This is a genomic window from Rhizobium sp. K102 (assembly GCF_022385315.1).
Taxonomy (GTDB): Bacteria; Pseudomonadota; Alphaproteobacteria; order Rhizobiales; family Rhizobiaceae; genus Rhizobium; species Rhizobium croatiense.
In genome coordinates, this window is sequence record NZ_CP092436.1 from 983439 (window position 1) to 1004565 (window position 21127).

A 21127-nucleotide genomic window follows, 5' to 3' on the forward strand; every position below is an offset into this window, starting at 1 on the left:
ACCGCTATATAATGGCGAAGTCGTCGCTGCTGCCGGCTCCCGCGTTCAACCGTCTGGCGGCAAGTTCGATAAAGGTCTTGACCAGAGGCGGCAAGTGCCGGCTGCTGGGATAGACGACGTAGAGGCCGCCGGCCGGAGTCGTGTAACCGTCGAGAACGCGGCACAGCCGCCCATCCCTGATGAAGGCATTGGCGACCCCATGGGGCAGTCGGGCGATGCCATAGCCGGCGATCGCTATGGCCATGACCGCCTGCATTTCATTGGCGGCGAAGCGCCCCGAGACCGAGACCGTTTCCTGTCCTTCCGGGCCTTCGAGCAGCCATTGCGCATGGATGGATTGGCCGGCGATAACGCAGTCGTGGCGAACGAGATCTGCCGGGCGATCGGGCGCGCCGCAACGGGCGAGATAGTCGGGGCTCGCACAGAGCACGCGATGGGTAGAGCCGAGCTTGCGGGCGATCAGCGTGGAATCCTCCAGGATGCCGGTGCGGAAGGCGAGGTCTATGCCGTTTTCGACGAGGTTCAGCCTGTCGTCGGTCAGCCGCAACTCGACCCTCGACTTGGGGTAGGTCGCCAGAAGATGGAAGATCGCATCCTGCAGGAAGTGGCCGCCGAAGCCGACCGGCGCCGATATGCGGATCGTGCCGGCGGGCTCCGTCCTTGCTTCCGCAATACGCAAGTTGGCGCCTTCGATCGTGCGGAGCGCCTGGCTGCTTTCCTCGTAATAGAGGCGGCCTGAAGCCGTCGGGCTGAGGCTGCGGGTCGTGCGCTGCAGCAGGCGCACGCCGAGTTCGCGCTCGAGAGCGGCAATGCGTCGGCTGACTGTTGTCTTCGGCATGCCGAGCAGGCGCGCCGCAGCGGTGAAGCTGCCGGCTTCAATGACGCGGGCGAAGATCATGATATCGTTGAGGTCGAGCATTGTAGCCTGAAATGGTACGATGTTTTCCAATTATAGGCCATTATGGCTCAATGTGATAGGCCCTAACTTTGCTCCATCAGTCACAAACAAGGAGCAGACAGATGAGCAACATTAGACGCGTTTTGGTCACCGGCGCCACCGGCCAGCAGGGTGGCGCGGTCGTGCACGCGCTTCTCGCACGGGGACACCGAGTCAAGGCGATCTCACGCAGGCCGGACGGCGACGGCGCAAAGCGGTTGGCCGCGGCAGGGGTCGAGGTCGTTGCCGGCGACCTGGATGACGGCGCATCTGTGGCGAAGGCTGCAAGCGGCGTCGACACGATGTTCCTGATGGGCAACAGCTACGAGGCCGGGACGGAAGCGGAAACGCGCCAGGGGATCACCGTCGCCAATTCGGCGAAGGCCGCCGGCGTCGGTCACCTGATCTATTCCTCCGTCGGCGATGCCGACAAGAAGACCGGCATTCCGCATTTCGACAGCAAGTATCTCGTCGAGAAGCATGTCGCCGGCCTCGGCATCCCCTATACGGTCAGCGCGCCCGTCGCCTTCATGGAAAACACGGTGGCACCTTGGGCGATCGACGGGCTCCGACAGGGCGTCTATGCGGCAGCGCTGCCGCCCGCACGCGTGCTGCAGCAGATCACCCTCAAGGACATCGGCGCTTTCGTCGCAGCACTGGCCGAGCGGCGCGAACAGGTGTTCGGCAAGCGTTTCGATATTGCCGGCGACGAATTGTCTGGCGAGCAGCAGGCGAAGATCCTGTCCGAGGCGCTCGAGCGGCCGATACGCTACCAGGAACTGCCGATCGCCGCGATGCGGCAGCAGAGCGAGGACGCGGCGCTGATGTTCGAATGGTTCGATCGCACCGGCTACGACGCCGATATCGCCGCCCTGCGCCGGGATTTTCCCGATGTCGGCTGGCACAGCTATGCCGATTGGGCGCGCGGCTTCGACTGGAGCGTTCTCGGCAAGGCGGCTGGGTGAGTTTGCGGTATCGCTGAGTAGTGACGTTCTTGCGGAAGCGGGCTGGTCGTGGCCCGCTTCCGCCTGTGCCGAACACTGCGCACTCAGGCTCCGCTTGCGACGCCCGAATGCTGGTTCATAATGATGGATCATCGTCCTTGAAGAGGGAGGCTTCGATGCCATCGAGTTTCAATGTCGAAAGTGCGGATGGTTATGAGCGGCTGATGGGGCGCTGGAGCAAGAGGCTGGCGCCGATGCTGATCGATTTCGCCGGGTTGGCGGATGGGGATCGTGTGCTCGACGTCGGCTGCGGCACCGGCAGCCTGACATTTACGCTGGCTGAAAAGCCAAGCCTGCAAGAAATCGCCGCCATTGATTATTCGCCGGTTTTCGTCGAGGCGGCAATGCGGCGCAATACCGATCCGCGCATTGCCATTCGGCAAGCCGATGCCTGCGCGCTGCCGTTCGAGGATAACCGCTTCGACAGAGCGATGTCGCTGCTGGTGCTGCATTTCGTGCCGGAGGCGGGCAAGGCTGTTTCGGAAATGGCCCGTGTCGTGCGCCCGGGCGGTGTGGTCGCCGCCGCCGTCTGGGACCATTACGGCGGCATGCCGGTCATGCGGATGATGTGGGACACGGCCGTCATGCTCGACGAGGACGCACTGCCGCTGCGTCGCAAATACTGCTTCCAGCCGATGATGCGGCCGGGGGAGATGAAGCAGAGTTTTGTCAGCCACGGCCTTGTCGACGTCGAGGAGACGTCGCTCCTGATCCGGATGGAATACGGCTCCTTCGAGGACTATTGGGAGCCGATCGCCGCAGGCGAGGGGCCGCTCGGCAAGTATGTCTGGGGGCTCGAGTCAGCGAAGCGAAAGGCGCTCGGCGTTGCCATGAGAGCCGCATATGAAGCCGGCGAGCCAGATGGGCCGCGGTCGTTTGCGTCGGTGGCGTGGGCATGCCGGGGCAGGGTGGCGACTGGCTAGGGTAGCGGTTTAACGACCGCGAGATAGCAAGCATGCGCCAGCGCCTCAGAGAGCCTCATCCTGAGGTGCCCCGCAGGGGCCTCGAAGGACGAGGCGGGTGCTGGGCGTCAGATGATGCAAGAAGCAGCGTTGCGGCGTGCTTCGAGGCTTCGCCCTCCCGGGCTGCGCACCTCAGCATGAGGGACGTTGGTGGATGCCGCGCTCCAGATAGGCGGCCCTGTTACCCGGCTTCGGCTGCGATTTTGCTCCTAGCGGTGTAGCCTGAGACAATCGGCGCGAGCTTGCGGGGCTTGTCGTCAAGCGGCGGCATGGTAGTTAGGGCCGCCGGCGTCTCCCCGCCGGATCGGTTTTCCCTCCACAGCTCCCGAGTTTCTCCATGGTATTTTCTCCTGCCGCCGTCTGGCCTGTCGTCATGCTGTTTGCCTCCAACATCTTCATGACCTTTGCCTGGTATGGGCATCTCAAGCACAAGAGCAGCGCCATCTTCCTTGCCATCATCGTCAGCTGGGGCATCGCCTTCTTTGAATACTGTCTGGCGGTGCCGGCCAACCGCATCGGCTCGGCGGTCTATACGACGGCGCAGCTGAAGACGATGCAGGAGGTGATCACGCTGATCGTGTTTTCCGGCTTTTCGATCTTCTGGCTCGGCGAGAACCTGACCTGGAACCACGCCATCGGCTTTGCGCTCATCGCAATCGGAGCATCCTTCATCTTTCGGGCCTAAATTGTAGTTTTATCAACAGATTACAAATCGTCCATGTCTAGATATCGCCGCATTTCCTACAGATTGCCGTCGCAATCGGCTGGCAGCCTATCACTATTCATTGATCAGGAGGTGACCGGCCATGAGCCTCTCTTTTCCGACGATGGCGGCGATCCGATTCGGCTATGGATTCCGGCCGGGCGAGGCGCCGCCGCAAAGCAAGGATGAACTGATCGGCCAGCTATCCATAGGGGCGGCGGCAACGCCGGATTTTCCGCTTGACGGCCCCGACATGCGTCACCGCGCAATCCTCAGCCTGCAGGAGCAGTTGAAGCAGATCCGCCAGCAGGCGAAGACGACGGAAGACGATCCGGCGCGGCGCGAGATGCGCAAGGGCGTGCAGCGCCAGGCGCAGCAGCAATTCCAGCACGACGCGAACCTGCGGCTGATGCAAGCGGTGCTGTCGCCCTACGGCTTCTACGAGCGGCTTTCGACCTTCTGGACCGATCATTTCTCCACCAGCGCCAACAAAAGCCTGCCGATGCGCCTTATCGTGCCGCTCTATGAGGCCGAGGCGATCCGGCCGTTCATATCGGGCAGGTTCGGCGATCTGCTGCGCAGCGCCACTGCGCATCCCGCCATGCTGATCTATCTCGACCAGGCGGATTCGCTCGGGCCGGAATCGGCCGGCGGCATGAAGCGCAACAAGGGACTGAACGAAAATCTCGGCCGCGAACTTCTGGAACTGCACACGCTCGGCGCCGGCAGCGGCTATACCCAGGCGGACGTCACCGCTGCGGCCAAGGTGCTGACGGGGCTCACGATCGATCGCAAGGAGATGGACATCGCCTTCCGGCCGAATATTTCCGAGCCCGGCGCGCATGAGGTGCTCGGCGTCAGCTATGGCGGGCGCAAACGCTCGCGCGACGATTATCTCGACATGCTCGACGACCTCGCCGTTCATCCGAAGACGGCTGCGCATATCAGCCGCAAGCTCGCGGTTCACTTCGTTTCCGATCAGCCCGACGCGGGCATGGTCTCCGACATGGCCGCGGCCTGGAAGAAGACGGATGGCGATCTCACCGCCGTCTACACCGCCATGCTCGACCATCCCGCCGCCTGGCAGAACGAAGGCGCCAAGGCGCGCCAGCCCTTCGATTATGTCGTTGCCGGTCTCAGGGCGCTGAATGCAGGCCCTGTCAACGGCGTCGTCGGCAGCTTCCTGGCCGCCAATCAGCAGGGCACCGATGACGGCGACATGGCGGCGAATACACCCGGCATGGCTGGATCGCCGGTGCCGACGGATCCCGCCGGCGAGGCGAGGGACAAGCGTCTCAAGGCCTTCCGGACGGCGCGCGCGCTGGGGCAGGGGGCGTTGAAGCGGATGGGCCAGCCGACCTGGCTGCCGCCGAGCCCGGCCGGCTTCGAGGAAGGCTTTTCCGCCTGGATCACCGGCAGCCAGCTCGCCGAGCGGCTGGCCTGGGCAAGACGGGCCGCAGCGCAGTTCGGCCGCGACGAAGACCCGCGCGAATTCCTGAAATCGACGCTTGCCGATGCGGCGCGCGACGAGACGATCCGCGTGGTGTCGCAGGCGCCGAACAAGATCAGCGGGCTGACCCTGGTGCTGGCATCGCCCGAATTCAACCGCCGCTAAGCAGACTTTCGTTGGCAAGCCAACGCTTCCTCTGCTTAGCTCATTTGTTTTGTCGCAGGTTCTGACCGGAAAACCGCTGGACACTTTTCCGGACCTGCTCAGGAGGCCCCGCCCATGACGCTGTCGATGAACAGGATTTCGCTTTCCCGCCGCGGCTTTCTGACCTCTGCCTGCTGTCTTGCCGCCGCGCCCGTCTTCACACCCGTCACCTTCGCGGCGATGCCGGGTGATAACCGCTTCGTCACCATCGTGCTGCGCGGCGCGATGGACGGGTTGGATCTGGTGCAGCCCTATGGCGATGCCGGCTTTGCGGCGCTCCGGCCGACGCTGGCGCTGACGCCCGAGACCGGGCTTCTCGATCTAGACGGGCATTTCGGGCTTAACCCGGCCGCCGCGGATCTGCTGCCGCTGTGGAAGAGCAAGGAGCTTGCCTTCGTGCACGCCGTCTCGACACCCTATCGCGATCAGCGCAGCCATTTCGACGGGCAGGACATGCTGGAGTCAGGCGGCGAGCATGTCGCCGAGGAAAGGACCGGTTGGCTGAACCGGGCGCTTGCCGTCATTCCGCGCTCGGATGCGCGCAAGGCGATTGACGTCAACACCTCGACGGAACTGATCCTCTCCGGGCCGAACGAGGTCGACGTCTGGGCGTCGGACTCCAACCTGGCGCCGGCGCGTGACGAGATGCAGTTCCTGGCGCGGCTCTATGCCGGCGATCCGCCGTTTGCCGCAGCACTTGCCGAGGCCACGCGGGCCGATACCGCCTCGATGATGACCGAGGCGGACGGCCAGCGCGGCGCAAAGGTGGCCGATGTGGCGGCACTCGCCGCCAACATGCTGAAGGGTGATTACCGCATCGCCAGCTTTTCTATCACCGGCTGGGACACGCATATCGGCCAGGCCGGCCAGTTCAAGCGGCCGGCCCAGGATCTGGCGCAGGCGATCAATACGCTGAAGGCGACGCTCGGGCCGGAGATCTGGGCAAAGACGGTGGTGCTGGCGATGACCGAGTTCGGCCGCACCGTCCGCCAGAACGGCTCGGCCGGCACCGACCACGGCACCGGCGGCTGCGCCCTGCTTGCCGGCGGCGCCATCAACGGCGGCCGTATCCTCGGCAAGTGGCCCGGGCTCGGTGACGGCCAGCTTCTTGATGACCGCGATCTGATGCCGACCGCCGACGTGCGGGAGGTGGCGGCGGCGATGCTCTACCGGCAGTTCGATGTCGGTGTGGGTGATTTGACCGGGAAGATCTTTCCGGGACTGGGGTTCGATAAGGGGTCGCAGTTTTTGAAGGTGTGAAGAGCAGGCACGCCCTCTCTCCAGCCTCATCCTGAGGTGCGTAGCCCATAGGGCGAAGCCTCGAAGGACGGGGCTGGCCACCGGTCTTTGCACACATGTTGCTGGGAGCGGTCAGCCACCCGCCCTCGTCCTTCGAGGCCCCTTCGGGGCACCTCAGGATGAGGGCTGATCGTTGTCGCCTGAGGTGAGGCTGTCGAGGGAGCAAGCCGCCGCCCCGGCCCTTCGCTAGGGCTCAGGGCGTTCGTCGCTGCAATCGATTCACTGGATCGATTGCTCGGGCTGGGCCCGACCGCTCTCACTCCAATACATCGTAAAGCCGGAAGATGAAGCTCACCTGGTAGAGCAGGTTGGCGATGATGAAGACGGTGTGGAAACGGCGGCTGGGGGTCCAGGCGGCGATGGCACAGAGGAAGATGTAGGCGATGTTGCGGGCGGGGTATTCCCAGCCGAGAGAGAGGATGCGCTCCGGTCCCTTGATAGCCGTATCGAGGATGTCGACGGCGTAGATCAGGCCGAGGATGCCGAAGAACCATCTGCGACGGGAAATGAAGTATTCCTCGTAGCCGCCGTATTCGTCGAGTGATGCCGGAAAGAGCAGGGCGCAGAGCAGGAAGAACAGGCCGCAGAAGCAGATGAGGAAGAGATAGATGCCAAAGCCGATGGCGGGGACTGCCTGCAGGCGATATTCCCACCACCAGATATGAATGATGAACAGGAACAGGGACAGCGCCCAGCCGAGGTGGATTGGATAAACCTTCGCCTTGGCGGGATGCTGGACGATGCCGGCAACGCCGGTCAGGAGCCTCGCGAGCGAAAGGCTGATGACCATGCCCATCACCACCTTGATGTGAAGGAAGACCTCGGGCGAGCTGACCGTTTCCATCCCTATCCCTCGGGTTTCAGCGTGTCACTCGGCGGGGACGGCCTTCGGCTTGCCCTCTTCGTCGAGCGCGACCATGATGAAGGTGCCGGCGGTGACCTTTTCCATCTTGGCGTAGCGGGCGCGATGCGCCCAGGCTTCGACGATGAGCGTGATCGAGGTGCGGCCGACGCGCTCGATATCGGTGAAAACAGACAGCGTATCGCCGATCTTGACCGGAAGCTCGAAGGCCATTTCCTTGACGGCGGCAGTGACGACGCGGCCCTTGGCGCGCTCGGCGGCGCGGATGCCGGATGCAAGGTCCATCTGCGCCATGACCCAGCCGCCGAAAATATCGCCGGCGGGATTGGCATCACCGGGCATGGCGAGCGTGCGCAGCGTCAGTTCGCCTCTCGGCTTGGCGGCATCGGTCATCAAGGGTTCTCCATCTGATGTTGGTCATGGGGCCGGCGATTCATCGAGATCACCCTAGTGCATGATCGCGAGCCGTGTCAGCGGTTTTCCCAGAGTCGGCAGAAAAGTTCGTGGTCATTCTAGAGGACATCGCTTGCAGAAAATAATGGGCAATGCCGATCTAATTTCCATTCCATTTCAACAGGTTGAATTTTACAACCAAGGCCTCTCCTTGCGTTATTTAAGCTGATACTAAATAAGCTTTACGCTCCAGTAATTCCGGTGGTGCAGAATGAGACAGATCTCTCATAAGAATCGCCGGGAACCTCATGCGCAACGTCAAGATTTCCACCCGTCTTTATTGCCTCGTCGGCTTCACGCTTGCCGTGCTCGCGGCGACGATGGTCTTCTTTCTGAACTATTCCTACTCCGAGCTGGAAGAGGAGCGGAAGGCAGGGCTGGCGCAGCTCGATGCGACAGCGCTCGGCATCTTCGACAAATATTACAAGATGGAGCAGGCGGGCACGATGACCCGCGAGCAGGCGCAGACGGCGGCCAAGGACGTGATCGGCGCGATGCGCTACGGCGCCGACGGCTATTTCTGGATCAACGACATGCATCCCAGAATGGTGATGCACCCGATCAAGCCGGCGCTGAACGGTACCGATATCTCCCAGATGAAGGACCCGACCGGTAAGTTCCTGTTCGTCGAGTTCGTCAATAAGGTGAAGAAGGACGGCAAGGGCTTCGTCGATTATTACTGGCCGAAGCCGGGCGCCGAAGAGCCGGTGCTGAAATATTCCTACGTCGCGGGCTTCGAGCCCTGGGGCTGGATCGTCGGCACCGGCGTCTATGGCGACGACCTTGCAGCACTCTATCGTCACAATTTGATCTGGGCCGCGATGGCTTGCCTGATCGGCGCTGCGGCGACGATCGCGATCGCCTTTGCGATCGTGCGCAGCGTGACCGCGCCGATCGCGCGGCTGAAGAAAGCGATGCATGAGATCGCGGCCGAAGAAGCGTCGGTAGAAATCGTCGGCAGCGAGTATCGCGACGAAGTGGGCCAGATGGCCAAGGTGTTGCTGGTGCTGCGCGACTCCGTCGATGAGCGCAGCGCGTTGCGCGGCCGGGAAGACGAGCGGCAGCGGCAGATCGAGGAAGAGCGCCGCGGCAACGAGGCGAGCCTGCGCTCTGCTTCCGATCGCCAGACCCATGCGATGCAGGCGCTCGGCGTCGGCCTCGAGAAGCTTGCGGGCGGCGATCTGACGGTTGCGATCGGCGATATCGGCGACGATTACGCCAAGCTCAGGAACGATTTCAATGCGGCGGTCGATGCGCTGAACGGCGTCATCCACGCGATCGCCGAATCGAGCCGCGTCGTCAACGACAGCGCCTCCGATATCAGCGAAGCGACGGGCAATCTGTCGAAGCGCACGGAACAGCAGGCGGCGGCACTCGAAGAGACGGCCGCAGCCCTCGACGAGATCACCGCGACGGTCAAGACGGCATCGGAGCGGGCGAACGAGGCGCGCGAGATGGTGGCCGAGACCAAGGCGAGCGCCGGACGCTCCGGCGAGATCGTCCGCAATGCGGTGACTGCGATGGGCCGGATCGAGGAATCCTCAAGCCGCATCAACCAGATCATCTCGGTCATCGACGAGATCGCCTTCCAGACCAACCTTCTGGCGCTCAATGCCGGCGTGGAAGCGGCGCGGGCCGGCGAGGCGGGCCGCGGCTTTGCCGTCGTTGCCCAGGAAGTACGCGAGCTTGCGCAGCGCTCGGCCAACGCCGCCAAGGAGATCAAGGAACTGATCCGCCGGTCGGCGACCGAAGTCGAGGGCGGGGTGGCGCTGGTGCGCTCTACGGGCGATGCGCTGTTGGAAATCGAGGCCTTGGTCAATCAGGTCAACGATCACGTCGCCTCGATCGCGACGGCGGCGCGCGAGCAGTCGACCGGACTCAACGAGATCAACAGCTCCGTCAACCACATGGACCAGATGACGCAGCAGAACGCGGCGATGGTCGAGGAGACGACGGCGGCAAGCCGCACGCTCGCCGACGAAAGCACTCAGTTGAAGACGCTGCTCGCGAATTTCCGCCTGCGCGGAGCGGAGCAGCAGCGGGACGCCCGTTACACACGGGCAGCGTGAGTTCGGCATCAGTTGGAAGGCGGCGAAAGCCGCCTTTTTCAGTGCCGTCGCGTCCAGATTGTGCCGGTAAGTTTTCATTCACCGTTTTTAATTAAAATTGGACCGAGTTTTTTCGGTCACTCTGCGGCCGGCCCACGGAAGCGATAAGAGTATGGCGTTTGTTTCCTTTCCTCGGCGAGCCTTCCTGCCCATGCTGCTGTCAGCGGCGCTGACGACCTGTTCGATCAGCGACGGACTAGTGCCGCCGGCCAATGTCGACAACGGCACCAGGGTCAGTTCGATTTCGCCGTCACGGGGAGCCGCGCGCATGGCGCCGGCCGTGCGCATGGCGCCGGTGGAAAGCCAAGCGTCCTATCCGGTTTCCAGCGCCCCGGTCGGCAACACGCAAGGTTCGGTCGATTATCTCGATACGCCGAACCTCGCCGGTACGGGCAATGCGGTTCGCACGCCGGGGGCGCAGGGGCGAAAACTGCCGATGATCGACAGTGACGAGGCGATGGCGGCTGGCCAGTCGAACGGCAACTGGGGCGGCACGCAAAACCTCGCCGTCCCGTCCGGCGGCGTCAACATGGATGATGAGCTCGGAGCAGAGCCCGTCGTCGGACTGGCGCAGGAGCAACAGCAGCAGATCGCCGAGGGCAACGCCAGCGAGCCGGTCGTCGACGGCATCGGCACCGACAATCCGACGCAGCTCAACCAACCGATGCGCCAGCCCGCACCGCAGGCAGTGCCGCAGCCGGCCGCACAGGCTGAAATGAGCCGGGCGCCCACCTGGAGCGACGGCAGTCCGGTCACGGCGCCATCCCGCGTTCCTGAAGAGGACGAGGCCGAGGAAGTGGCGATGCTGCGGCCGAACAATCCAATGATGAGCGAGCCCGCCGCACCGGTCGACCCGAGCGTCATGCCGGCTTCCGAGCTTGCCTGCCGGCGCGAACTGAAGCGCATGGGCGTGCTCTTCGACGAAAAGCCGCCGATCTCGAACGGACCGGCCTGCCAGGTGCCTTATCCGGTATCGCTGAAGGGACTTTCCGGCAATATCGGCGTGAGGCCGGCCGTGACGCTGAACTGCCAGGTGACACTCGCCTTCGCCAAATGGGTGAAGAACGAGCTGGCACCGTCGGCCCGCTACCGCTACTGGAGCGGCATCAGAACGATCCAGCCGCTCGGCGGCTATTCCTGCCGGCGCATGAACAACAGCCGTCAGCGATACAATCCGATGTCGGAACACGCCCGCGGCAACGCCATCGACGTCGGCAAGTTCGTGCTGAAGAACGGCCACGAGATTGACGTGCGCAAGAAGGGGCTGTTCTCGCTGCGCGAGGGCCGGTTGCTGAAGGCGGTGCGCACCGATAGCTGCCGCTACTTCAACACGGTGCTCGGGCCGGGCAGCAACCCTGAACACTGGAACCACTTCCACTTCGATCTGCGCTCACGCAAGAGCGGCAAGGTCTATTGCGACTGAGCTTGTTGCATCGAGGGGCAGAGGCACAGTCACGCGGCATGAAGTCCGCCGGCAGAAAGGGGTTCATCCCCGTCGCCGGGCGCGCTATAGATCGGCGACGGATTGCCGTTTGAGAGTTTGATCCATGAGCTATGAATTTCATGTCGGCCAGAAGGTCGTCTGCATCAACGACACGTTCAAGCATGTCAGCATCGACCAGCTGATCCGCAAGGGCGAGATCTATACGATCCGCTGGGTGGGCGAATATACCCATTATGTCGACGGCACGTTCATCGGGGTGAAGCTTGCGGAAATCCATCGCGGCAATGATGACGGGCCCGAAGGCTACGGTGCGGCCGACATGCCCTATCGCGCGACGCGCTTTCGGCCGCTGGTGAAGGACAAGATCGCATCGCTGCGCAAGCTTCTGGCGCCGACGCCCGATGCGCCGGCCGAGCCGAAGGAAAAGGTCAGGAAGAAAGAGAAGGTCTGAGGCCGCTCTGTCCCGGCTGGCCGCGTTCCTGAAAGGCGGCGATCCGATCAGGCCGTCTTCCTGCTGAGGAACAGCCCGGTCTCCTTGCTGACATCGAGCGCGCCGCTGCCTTGCCTGAAGGCATCGGCGATCGCCCGGCGGAAACCACTGAGCTGAGGCTCGCCGGCGCCTTCCCCGGGCGGATAGGAGGTCAGGGCCAGGAAGACATCCTCGGGCTCGGTGATCCGCATGCTTGCCGGATACTGCGACATGGCGACGTTTCCGAATTGCGTCTGCATCATTTGCTCGGCGGCGTCATATCCAAAGGCTACGGCGGCCGGATCGGTCGGCGCGCTGCCGAAGACGGTCGTCAGGCGATAGATCTCGCGCATATTGCCGATGCCGTTGGTGGTGACCGCGAGAAAGCCGCCCGGTTTCAGCACCCTCGCCATCTCCGCGATGCCGGCGGCGGGGTCGGGCAGGTGGTAGAGCATATGCATGGCAATCACGAGATCGAAGGCGCCGTCTTCGAAGGGAAGTGCGGCGGCATCGGCCCGGCAGCCTCGAACGGAACCGAAGGGCAGTGCGCCGCAGCGCGCCACCGCCTCGTCGACCATGCCTGGCGAAAGATCGGCGAGCGTCAGGTGCAGATTCTCCGGCAGCAGACCCGCCGTTGCCGCCCAGAACCATGCCGGCCCGCAGCCGACGTCGAGGACGCGATTCGCCGGTTTCAAAGGCAGCTGCGCGGCCACCCACGGAAACCAGCCCGTTTCGGCGATGGTGTATTCGGTATGGAGCCTGGCGCGGGCGGCGAGCTTGCGGCTGTCGCCATATTGTCCCGCATTGCCTTCGGTTATGGAGGACATTTCAACTCTCCGACTTCCTCGTGAAGCCCCGAGCCTCGAGGCAAGCCTATAGGGGGCCTCCTTCCCGGACAAGACGTGACTGCGCAACCGGTCGAGCCTGCATGCGCGCTGGCAAAATAAATCGTATCCGATTAAATCGGAATAGTGTTGACATTGAATTCGGCTCGGCATATTAACGCGCATCCGATTTAATCGGATGCGCTAAAAATGATCAAACCGAAAGGATACGACAATGACTGAGAAGCTTCTTTTCGCCGGCAAGACCCACATCGCCGGCGGTCGCAACGGCTATGCCCGCAGCAGCGACGGCACGCTCGACATCAAGCTGCCGCAGCCGCATCCGGCGGCCGAAAACCTGTTCGGGGCCGCCTGGTCAGCCTGCTATATCGGTGCCATCGAGCTCGCCGCCGCACAGCGGAAGATCACCTTGCCAGCCGGTCCCGAGGTCGATGCCGAAATTACGCTCAACGGCGATAACGGCTCCTACTTCCTGCGTGCACGGCTCAATGTCAGCCTTGCAGACATCGACCGTGAGATCGCACAGGAACTGATCGAGGCGGCCCACGGCATCTGCCCCTACTCCAAGGCGGTCCACGGCAATATCGACGTCGAAACCAAGCTTGTCTGAACAGGAAGGGCCGGCCTCGCGCCGTCACCTTCAAGTGGGGGTCTGCCGATCGGCGGCAGACCCGTTTCCGAGCCAACAGCCAAACCTGCCGATCCGGAGAACATGCCATGATCAACAGCCACGCGGAGCCGCGCCGGGCCTATGACGAGTTTTCGCTGGTGCTCGATCCCGATGTCTACGAGCCGTTGCCTGACGATTGGCTGATCGGCATCACCGATGTCGTCAACTCGACCGCGGCGATCCGATCGGGACGCTATGAAGACGTCAATTATGCCGGCGCATCGATCATCGCCGCCCTCGGCAATGCCTGGGGTTCGTTCGATTTTCCCTTCGTATTTCGCGGAGACGGAGCAGCCTTCGCCTTGCCGGCGAACGGCATCATGGCGGCGACATCGGCCTTGCGTGATGTGGCGGGTTTCGCCGAAACGGATCTTCATCTCGACCTGCGTGTCGGGCTCGTCACCGTCGGCGAAATCCGTGCCAACCGGCGAGACGTCAGGATTGCGCGCTACGCCGCTTCCGAGAGCGCGACCTATGCGATGTTTGCCGGAGGCGGGCTCAAATGGGCGGAGCAGCAGATCAAGAACGGCCGCTTTCTGGTCAAGCCAGGCCGTTATGCGATGAGGCCTGACCTGACGGGCTTGAGCTGCGACTGGGCGCCGTTCCCGAGCCAGCGCGGCGAGATCCTGTCATTGTTGGTCGAGCCACGCGACCACACGCGCCCGGAGGTCTTTGCGGCGCTGGCAAGACGCGTGCTCGCGGTTTTCGATGCCGCGCCGCGCCGGTCTCATCCGCTTTCCGGACGGACGGGTATGGCAAGAGAGAAGCAGGTCAGCGCGAAACGCTGGTCGGAGGTCGCCTCCAATTCGGATTTCCGCAAGTTCGACGACGGCCTGCGCCTGACGCTGGACTGCGCACCGGACCAGATCGACAGCGTCGAAGCCATGCTCGTTGCAGCCAGGGCGCGCGGCGAGATCGATTTCGGGCTGCACCGCCAGTCTCACGCGCTGATGACCTGCCTCGTGCCATCGGGGCGGCCGGATTCGCATCTGCATTTCCTCGACGGAATGGGCGGCGGTTACGCGAAGGCGGCCGAGATGATGGAGGAGGCCGCGCTTGCCGAGGTTCGGCAGCGTGCGCTGTAGGCGTGGCGCTGTTTCTCCGCGTCATCATGCCTGGTTGTTCGTTTTCGGTCTGAGCAGGTTTAAGAGCATTTCACCAAGCTGAGGCGGCGCCAGTTCGGTTTCGCATTCTATCTCCGCGGCGGTAAACCATCTGAGCGCCGTGTGTTCATCGCCGATAAGTCGCGGAGAGTCCTGCCATCGGTCGACGTGATAGACATGGAAGGTGGCGGATGCCCCCGGCGGGCTTTCCGAAACGAACTTTCCGGCCAACAGCCAGTGCTGCGGCGTCACGCCGATTTCTTCCAGCAATTCCCGGCGCAGTGCCGTCTCGGCGTCTTCGCCATCTTCGACGTGACCGCCCGGCAGGCTCCACCGATCCGGGTGCGTCCTGCGTTCCGAACTTCGCCTGGCGAGAAGAACGCTCCCATTCCCAATCAATGCGCCGATTGCGATCTCGGGCATGTCACCGGGTGCCGACATGTGCCGCGATCATGATTTTTGCGGTTCCGCCTGCGCCCGTAGCAGGTTGTCGCGCAGCCGCGTCACCGATTTCTGCACGACGGGGAAATCGTCGCCGAGGCCGACGGCGTCGATCAGGGCGGAGCCGGGATCGGTTTCGAGAAGATCGCGCCCTGCTGGCGTCAGGCTGACACGCACCTGCCGTTCGTCGGCGGGATCGCGATGGCGGGTGATAAAGCCGGCCGACTCCAGTTTCTTGAGGATGGGCGTCAGCGTGTTGGATTCGAGGAACAGTTTTTCTCCCAGCATGCTGACCGTCTGGTCGTCCTCCTCGGAGAGGGCCACCATGGCGATATACTGGGTGTAGGTCAGGCCGAGCGCGTCCAGGATCGGCTTGTAGGCGCGGCCGAAGGCGAGATTGGCCGAATAGACCGCGAAGCACAGGAAGGTCGAAAGCTTGCGGACCTCACCGCCACTCCCCGGAGAGGCGGATGCAGACTGTTTTGCGGTTTCAGATGTGGGCATAGGTCTATCCTGTCTCGGTTGCTACCGCAATTATATATATCGCATCCGATTAAATCGCAATGGTGACGGGGTGATTTCAGGTGACCGCCCCGGCCGTCGCCTACGGCAGAGCTGCCGGCGGCTGCCAGATTCGGCGTCGGACATATCAGCCGAATTTTTCAGCACGTCCAAGTCCTTGGGCGCGGGAGACCCACTTTAGGTTCATCTGGTGTCAATCCACAGCGCGGGCGCACCGTGGCTGGATTCCTGTGACAAGCACAGGAATGACGGAGGGTTGGAGGCCAGTCTGCTCCATCGCCCTTCGGCCTGCGCAGTCTTGCGGAGAGGGCAGACGAGCAAGTCGCCGCCACGTAGCCTTGCATGGCCGGTGCTTTCACGCGACAAAGTCCGGATGAGCATTCCCGCGACACATCCTTTCGCCTTCGATCCCACTTACGGCATGCAGCTCGACGAGCTGCTTGCGGTTGAGCCGCCGGAGGAGCCGGATGGTTTCGACGCATTCTGGGAGACGCGGTATCAAAAGGCGCTGACGGTCGATCCGCAGCCGGCGCTTTCCTACAGCGAGATCACCCATCCCGACTGGCACGTGCTCGACCTCGTCTATCTCTCCACGGATGCGTTCCGGATCGGCGGCTGGCTGCTGCTGCCGCGCGAGGGGGAGGTGCGGCGCGGCCTGGTTGTCGGGCATGGTTACGGCGGACGCGAGCGTCCGGATTTCGACCTGCCGGTCACCGAAACCGCGCTCATCTTTCCCTGCTGCCGCGGGCTGTCGCTCAGCGCCCATCCGCCGATTTCCGAGAACCCTTCCTGGCATGTGCTGCACGATATCGACAAGAAGGACTCCTATATCATCGGCGGCTGCGTCGAGGATATCTGGCTTGCCGTCTCGACGCTCGCTGCGCTCTATCCCTGGCTATCAGGGCATATCGGCTATAGCGGCATCAGCTTCGGCGGCGGTGTCGGGGCGATGGCGATCGCCTATGACGACCGCATCGACCGCGGGCATCTCGCGCTTCCGAGCTTCGGGCACCAGCCGCTGCGCCTCAAGCTGCCGAGCGTCGGCAGCGCCCAATCGGTGCAGGAATATCAGGCGGAACATGCAAAGAGACGCTGCGCTTCTTCGATGCGGCGACGGCCGCGAGGCGGATCAGGGTGCCGATGCTGACGGCTGTAGCGCTTTTCGATCCTTCGGTCGCGCCGCCCTGCCAGTTCGCTGTCGCCAATTCGATACCGAAATTTAATGAAATCTTCATCCTGGACGCCGGGCATTTCGACTACCCTGGAAGTGCTGAGCAAGAGGCGGTTCTCCGCGACAAGATCGGACAGTTCTTCAGGGTGTCATGAGCCGCGAATATCTGCGCTGGTACAGTCAGCGTCTGCATCGAGACATGGAGATGCTGGTGTTCGGCCATGCCGGTGCCAAGGTGCTGGTCTTTCCGACGCGGGAAGGGCGCTTTTTCGAATATGAGCAGCTCGGCCTGGTCGCAAGCCTTGCAGATAAGCTGCAGGCCGGCCATCTCCAGCTCTATTGCATCGAGGGCCTGGCGGCAGACAGCCTCTACGGCTTCCATCGGCATCCGGCCGAGCGCATCCGCCGGCATGCGGCGCTGGAGGATTATATCCTCAACGAGGTGCTGCCGCTGATGGCGGCGAAGAATTCGCATGACTGCACCATTGTGCATGGATGCAGCCTCGGCGCCTTCCAGGCGGCGAGCCTCGTCTTCCGTCACCCGCATCTCTTCCGCAAGCTCGTCGCCTTTTCCGGGCGCTACGACCTGACGATGAAGGTGGAATCCTTCGGCGACCTGTTCGACGGCTATTACGACGACAGCGTTTATTTCCACACCCCGACACATTTCCTGCCCGGCCTCGGCGCCGACTGGCGGCTCGACAGGCTGCGCGAGATCGACATCGTGCTGACCATCGGCGATGCCGATCCCTTCCTCGACAACAACCGCTATCTCAGCCGCTTGCTGGGCGAGAAGAATATCCGCCATCAGCTGCATGTCTGGGATGGCCGCGCCCATCGCGCCGGCGCCTGGCGGAGGATGGCGCCGCTTTATATCTGAGAACCTATGGAAGGTTTGCCGCCGCCGCGAAGGCTGCGGCGATGGCGACCGCGCCGGGATCGGCCACATCGGCCAGATCCCTTGCGCCGACATAGGAGGAACGTCCGGCTCTCGCCTTGGTCATTGCCTTCGTCGATTCCGCGCCGGATGCCGCCGCCTTTGCGGCTGCCGCGACGCCGCCGGCGGCGAGCGCATGCAGTGCCGGCGAGAGCGCATCGACCATCGTCCGGTCGCCGACTTCGGCTCCGCCGTAGAAGGTCATCCTGTCCAGCCCGGCGAGAAGGGCTGCCGATATATCGGCCTTGTCGGCCATCGCCTTGGCCGCCGCGGTGAAGAAGATCGACAGCAGCACGCCGCTCGATCCACCCATGCTGGTGCCGAGGACATTGCCGATCGCGGCAAGGGTGGCCGCCGGCCGGTCGAGCGGCAGCGTATCGAGGCGGGCGAGCAGGCTGCGGGCGCCCGTTGCCACGGTCGAGCCGGTATCGCCGTCACCGACGCGGCCGTCCAGCCGGTTGAGCTCCTCTTCCAACGAGATCAGATGCTCGCAGAGCGCCGTGATCAGGCGCCGGCTGCCCGGGTTCTCGCCTGCTGTGGCTTTTCCGGCGGCCGTTCTCGGTGCGGCGATGGTCTCGATTTCGTGGCGCCCGACGGCGGGCATCCAGGCATGCGGCTCGACAGCGGCTGTCAGGGCTGCCTCACGCTCGGCATCGAGTGGGATCAGCGACAGCGAGAAGCCGTTCATGTTGAGCGCAGTCATCATTGGCGCCGGGCCGATGATGAGGCGGACGCGGCGGCCAAGCGCGGCGGCCAGCACCGCATTGGCGATGACGGCCATTTCGAGCGGCGGCACGGCGCCGAGATTGTTGATGAGCAGCGCATGATCGCCGGCATTTCCCAGCGTGGCGGAGAGGCGTGCGGACATGGTGGCGACGATGTCGGCGACCGGCTGCAGCGTGATGCGCTCGACGCCCGGCTCGCCGTGGATGCCGAGGCCGAGCTCACCCTCGTCGGCGCCGAGGCGGTTCTCATGCGTCTGGCCGGGCGCGCTGCAGGTGGAAAGCGACATGCCGAGCGAGACGATATCGCCGGCCGCACTTCTGGCCTGGGCTGTGACCGTCTTTAGATCCTGACCGCGTTCGGCATGGTAGCCCGCGATCTTATGGACGAACAGCGTGCCGGCGACGCCGCGCGGCTGGTTGATGCCGGGCAGGGCGATATCGTCGGCGACGATGACCATCTCGACATCGAAGCCTTCGGTGCGGGCCTTTTCGGCGGCAAGACCGAAATTCAGGCGGTCCCCAGTGTAATTCTTGACGATCAGAAGGGCGCCGCGCGGCCCGGTCACCGCGCGGATCGCGGTGAGCACCGCGTCGACGCTCGGCGAGGCGAAGATCTCGCCCGAGACCGCCGCAGTCAGCATGCCTCTGCCGACGAAACCGGCATGCGAGGGCTCGTGGCCGGCGCCGCCGCCCGAGATGATTGCCACCTTCGACTTGTCCCAGTCGGCTCGCAGGATCACCTTGATGTCGGGAAAGCTGTCGAGGCGGGCGAGGCGGCCCTTGCCGCTCGTCTGAAGAAGACCATCCAAGGCTTCGGTGACGATCGTTTCCCTGCGGTTGAAGAAGTGTTTCATCGATTGAGACCCGTCCGTTGGTTTTCGTGCCGTCGCCCTGCCTTTTTGCCGGTCGCAAGCGGCGCTGTCCACCCAGTTACGCTGTCGACTGTGAGCGGCTGACGCTTTTGACGAATCGCAAAATTTCATTGACGAGCGTACCGATACGGCGACATCTGGCCTCGCTGCAGGACGTACCTCAGGCTATGGAGTTTGCGCCGCTCCTGTTTTCCCGGGTGCGGTTCAAACTTGGCCTCGCTTCGGCGGGGCCTTTTTCTTGACATATGGAGGCCAGCGCGGCCCCCGAGGGAATATTCCCCGCGGGTGCGAGATTTAGCCTTTCCGGCCGGCGGCAACGGGCGTATTCAGCCAATACGCGGCTTTCGATGGCCGCGAGTTCCCGCGCGGCAGATCTTCGATCGATCTTCCTTCCCGTTTCTGCCGCGTCACCCGGAATTTTCATTGGCAGATCGATGACCACGGCAGAGACGAGCGAGAACCGGCAAGAGGCGGCAAGCGGCCGCCAGGCGAAGATCGTGGCGCTGGTCGTTGCCGTCTCCTTCTTCATGCAGATTCTCGACGGCACGATCGTTGCCACCTCGTTGCCGCAGATGGCGGCAAGCTTTGGCGTGCAGCCGGTGTCGATGAGCATCGGCATCACCGTCTATATGCTGACGATGGCAGCCTTCATTCCGCTGTCGGGCTGGCTCGGCGATCGCTTCGGCGCGCGCCGTGTCTTCCTGATGTCGATCGGCGTCTTCACCGGCGCCTCGCTGTTCTGCGGGCTGTCCGGCAGCCTCATGGAGTTCGTGCTGTGGCGCGCCGTCCAGGGGGCGGGCAGCGCGCTGATGACGCCGGTCGGGCGCATCATCGTGCTGAAGAACGCCCGCAAGTCCGAACTCGTCCAGGCGATCGCGCTGATCACCTGGCCGGCGCTGACCGCGCCGGTGATCGGCCCGGTGCTCGGCAGTTTCATCACCACCTATGCCAGCTGGCACTGGAACTTTCTCATCAATATCCCGATCGGTGTTCTCGGCATGGGGCTGGTGTTGCGCTTCGTGCCGGAGCAGCGCGAGGCCGACGCCGGCCGTCTCGATCTCGTCGGCTTCGTGTTCAGTGCGGTAGGGCTCACCTTCCTGCTCGCCGCCCTGGAACTCTCAGTCAAATGGGAGGGCGGGCTCCTGCCGGTCATATCAATGCTCGCGGCCGGCATCGTGCTCTCCGTCATGGCGACGCGACATTTCCTCGCTGTCGACAATCCGCTTCTCGACCTTTCAGCCTTCCGCGTCCAGACCTTCGCGATGTCGACGCTGTCGGCGGGCACGGCCTGCAGGGTGGCCATCAATGCGACGCCGTTCCTGCTGCCGCTGTTGTTCCAGCTCGGATTCGGGCTGAGTTCTATTGCCGCCGGCACTTATCTACTCGTCGATTTCCTCGGCAATCTCGGCATGAAGACGGTGACGACGCCGCTCCTGCGTTTCTTCGGTTTCCGCACGGTGCTTGTGCTGAATGGGCTGATCGCGGCGTTTTCGATCGTCGCCTGCGGTTTTCTGACGCCTGATACACCGCAGTTTTTCATCCATGCGCTGCTTTTTCTCGCCGGCCTGTCGCGGTCGATGGAATTCACCGCGCTGAACACGCTGGCTTTCGCCGATATCGGCCCGGCGCAGCGCAGCTCGGCCTCGACGCTGTCAAGCATGCTGCAGCAGGTGTCGATGCTGCTCGGCGTGGCCGTGGCGGCCGCCGTGCTCAACATTGCCGCGGCTCTCAGAGGGGGCCAGACCCCCGTTCTTGCCGACTTCCGGTGGGCCTTCGTCTTGGTCGGAGCGATCGGGATCATCTCGTCGCTGCGTTTCCTGCAATTGCCTGCGGAGGCGGGAGCGGAGGTTTCGGGTCATCGGAAATATCAGAAAAACTAACCTGCCGACGAAACCAATCAAGCCGCTCTGCGGTACCGGTTTTCCGTTGTCGTCCTTTCGCGCCGC

The 21127-nt window shown here is 63.4% G+C and carries 20 protein-coding genes and 1 pseudogene; 13 read left to right on the forward strand and 8 right to left on the reverse strand.

Features of this window, described 5'->3' with window-relative positions; translation table 11 throughout:
- Window positions 1-4: 4 nt before the first annotated feature.
- A complete protein-coding gene (locus MHI61_RS10700; protein ID WP_239791977.1) occupies window positions 5-919 on the reverse strand; it encodes a LysR family transcriptional regulator in 915 nt (304 codons plus the stop codon).
- Window positions 920-1020: 101 nt separating this feature from the next.
- Here MHI61_RS10700 and MHI61_RS10705 point away from each other — a divergent pair, with 101 nt between their 5' ends.
- From MHI61_RS10705 to MHI61_RS10725, 5 genes are all read left to right on the forward strand, one after another.
- Window positions 1021-1902, forward strand: a complete 882-nt coding sequence (locus MHI61_RS10705; protein WP_239791978.1) for an NmrA/HSCARG family protein — start codon at window positions 1021-1023, stop codon at window positions 1900-1902.
- A gap of 155 nt (window positions 1903-2057) precedes the next feature.
- Window positions 2058-2864: a class I SAM-dependent methyltransferase gene (locus MHI61_RS10710; protein ID WP_239791979.1), complete on the forward strand. Its 807-nt coding sequence runs from the start codon at window positions 2058-2060 to the stop codon at window positions 2862-2864.
- A gap of 376 nt (window positions 2865-3240) precedes the next feature.
- Complete coding sequence (locus MHI61_RS10715; protein ID WP_239791980.1) at window positions 3241-3588, forward strand: DMT family protein; 348 nt, start codon at window positions 3241-3243, stop codon at window positions 3586-3588.
- A gap of 121 nt (window positions 3589-3709) precedes the next feature.
- The gene (locus MHI61_RS10720) at window positions 3710-5221 is read left to right on the forward strand and encodes a DUF1800 domain-containing protein (RefSeq protein ID WP_239791981.1); all 1512 of its coding nucleotides are present in this window, start codon (window positions 3710-3712) and stop codon (window positions 5219-5221) included.
- 114 nt (window positions 5222-5335) lie between these two features.
- Window positions 5336-6520 carry a DUF1501 domain-containing protein gene (locus MHI61_RS10725; protein WP_239791982.1) on the forward strand — a complete coding sequence of 395 codons (1185 nt, stop codon included), beginning with the start codon at window positions 5336-5338 and terminating at the stop codon, window positions 6518-6520.
- A gap of 295 nt (window positions 6521-6815) precedes the next feature.
- Here MHI61_RS10725 and MHI61_RS10730 read toward each other — a convergent pair whose 3' ends face one another.
- Complete coding sequence (locus MHI61_RS10730) at window positions 6816-7403, reverse strand: hypothetical protein (protein WP_239791983.1); 588 nt, start codon at window positions 7401-7403, stop codon at window positions 6816-6818.
- Between the two features lie 24 nt (window positions 7404-7427).
- The gene (locus tag MHI61_RS10735; protein WP_239791984.1) at window positions 7428-7814 is read right to left on the reverse strand and encodes an acyl-CoA thioesterase; all 387 of its coding nucleotides are present in this window, start codon (window positions 7812-7814) and stop codon (window positions 7428-7430) included.
- 308 nt (window positions 7815-8122) lie between these two features.
- Here MHI61_RS10735 and MHI61_RS10740 point away from each other — a divergent pair, with 308 nt between their 5' ends.
- The 3 genes from MHI61_RS10740 (at window position 8123) to MHI61_RS10750 (ending at window position 11877) form a co-directional block, all read left to right on the forward strand.
- Window positions 8123-9943, forward strand: coding sequence for a methyl-accepting chemotaxis protein (locus MHI61_RS10740; protein WP_239791985.1), 1821 nt, complete (start codon window positions 8123-8125; stop codon window positions 9941-9943).
- 151 nt (window positions 9944-10094) lie between these two features.
- Window positions 10095-11405 (forward strand): extensin family protein, encoded by a 1311-nt coding sequence (locus MHI61_RS10745; RefSeq protein WP_239791986.1) that lies wholly within the window; start codon window positions 10095-10097, stop codon window positions 11403-11405.
- A gap of 124 nt (window positions 11406-11529) precedes the next feature.
- On the forward strand, window positions 11530-11877 hold the full coding sequence (locus MHI61_RS10750; RefSeq protein WP_010030441.1) for a hypothetical protein: 348 nt from the start codon (window positions 11530-11532) through the stop codon (window positions 11875-11877).
- Window positions 11878-11924: 47 nt separating this feature from the next.
- Here the strand turns inward: MHI61_RS10750 and MHI61_RS10755 are convergent, their stop codons facing one another.
- Window positions 11925-12722 (reverse strand): class I SAM-dependent methyltransferase, encoded by a 798-nt coding sequence (locus MHI61_RS10755; protein ID WP_239791987.1) that lies wholly within the window; start codon window positions 12720-12722, stop codon window positions 11925-11927.
- A gap of 232 nt (window positions 12723-12954) precedes the next feature.
- Between MHI61_RS10755 and MHI61_RS10760 the strand changes: the two genes are divergently transcribed.
- Together MHI61_RS10760 and MHI61_RS10765 are read left to right on the forward strand one after the other, a co-directional pair.
- On the forward strand, window positions 12955-13350 hold the full coding sequence (locus tag MHI61_RS10760) for an Ohr family peroxiredoxin (RefSeq protein WP_011425797.1): 396 nt from the start codon (window positions 12955-12957) through the stop codon (window positions 13348-13350).
- Between the two features lie 107 nt (window positions 13351-13457).
- Window positions 13458-14495, forward strand: coding sequence for a DUF3095 family protein (locus MHI61_RS10765; protein WP_239791988.1), 1038 nt, complete (start codon window positions 13458-13460; stop codon window positions 14493-14495).
- Window positions 14496-14519: 24 nt separating this feature from the next.
- Here the strand turns inward: MHI61_RS10765 and MHI61_RS10770 are convergent, their stop codons facing one another.
- Window positions 14520-14936 carry an NUDIX hydrolase gene (locus tag MHI61_RS10770; RefSeq protein WP_239791989.1) on the reverse strand — a complete coding sequence of 139 codons (417 nt, stop codon included), beginning with the start codon at window positions 14934-14936 and terminating at the stop codon, window positions 14520-14522.
- A gap of 27 nt (window positions 14937-14963) precedes the next feature.
- Window positions 14964-15458, reverse strand: a complete 495-nt coding sequence (locus MHI61_RS10775; protein ID WP_239791990.1) for a MarR family transcriptional regulator — start codon at window positions 15456-15458, stop codon at window positions 14964-14966.
- Between the two features lie 391 nt (window positions 15459-15849).
- Between MHI61_RS10775 and MHI61_RS10780 the strand changes: the two are divergent.
- Both MHI61_RS10780 and MHI61_RS10785 read left to right on the forward strand, forming a co-directional pair.
- A pseudogene (locus tag MHI61_RS10780) lies at window positions 15850-16802 on the forward strand (acetylxylan esterase).
- Complete coding sequence (locus MHI61_RS10785) at window positions 16799-17527, forward strand: alpha/beta hydrolase-fold protein (protein ID WP_239791991.1); 729 nt, start codon at window positions 16799-16801, stop codon at window positions 17525-17527. The pseudogene MHI61_RS10780 and the gene MHI61_RS10785 overlap by 4 nt, the downstream one beginning before the upstream one ends.
- Before the next feature lie 4 nt (window positions 17528-17531).
- On the opposite strand, the gene MHI61_RS10790 is transcribed toward MHI61_RS10785, so the two are convergent.
- A complete protein-coding gene (locus MHI61_RS10790) occupies window positions 17532-19163 on the reverse strand; it encodes a dihydroxyacetone kinase subunit DhaK (RefSeq protein ID WP_239791992.1) in 1632 nt (543 codons plus the stop codon).
- 178 nt (window positions 19164-19341) lie between these two features.
- Complete coding sequence (locus MHI61_RS10795; protein ID WP_239792926.1) at window positions 19342-19710, reverse strand: hypothetical protein; 369 nt, start codon at window positions 19708-19710, stop codon at window positions 19342-19344.
- On the opposite strand from MHI61_RS10795, the gene MHI61_RS10800 reads away from it, so the two are divergent.
- Window positions 19616-21061, forward strand: a complete 1446-nt coding sequence (locus MHI61_RS10800) for an MFS transporter (protein ID WP_239791993.1) — start codon at window positions 19616-19618, stop codon at window positions 21059-21061. The two genes, MHI61_RS10795 and MHI61_RS10800, sit on opposite strands and share 95 nt — an antisense overlap.
- The last annotated feature ends 66 nt before the right edge of the window (window positions 21062-21127 follow it).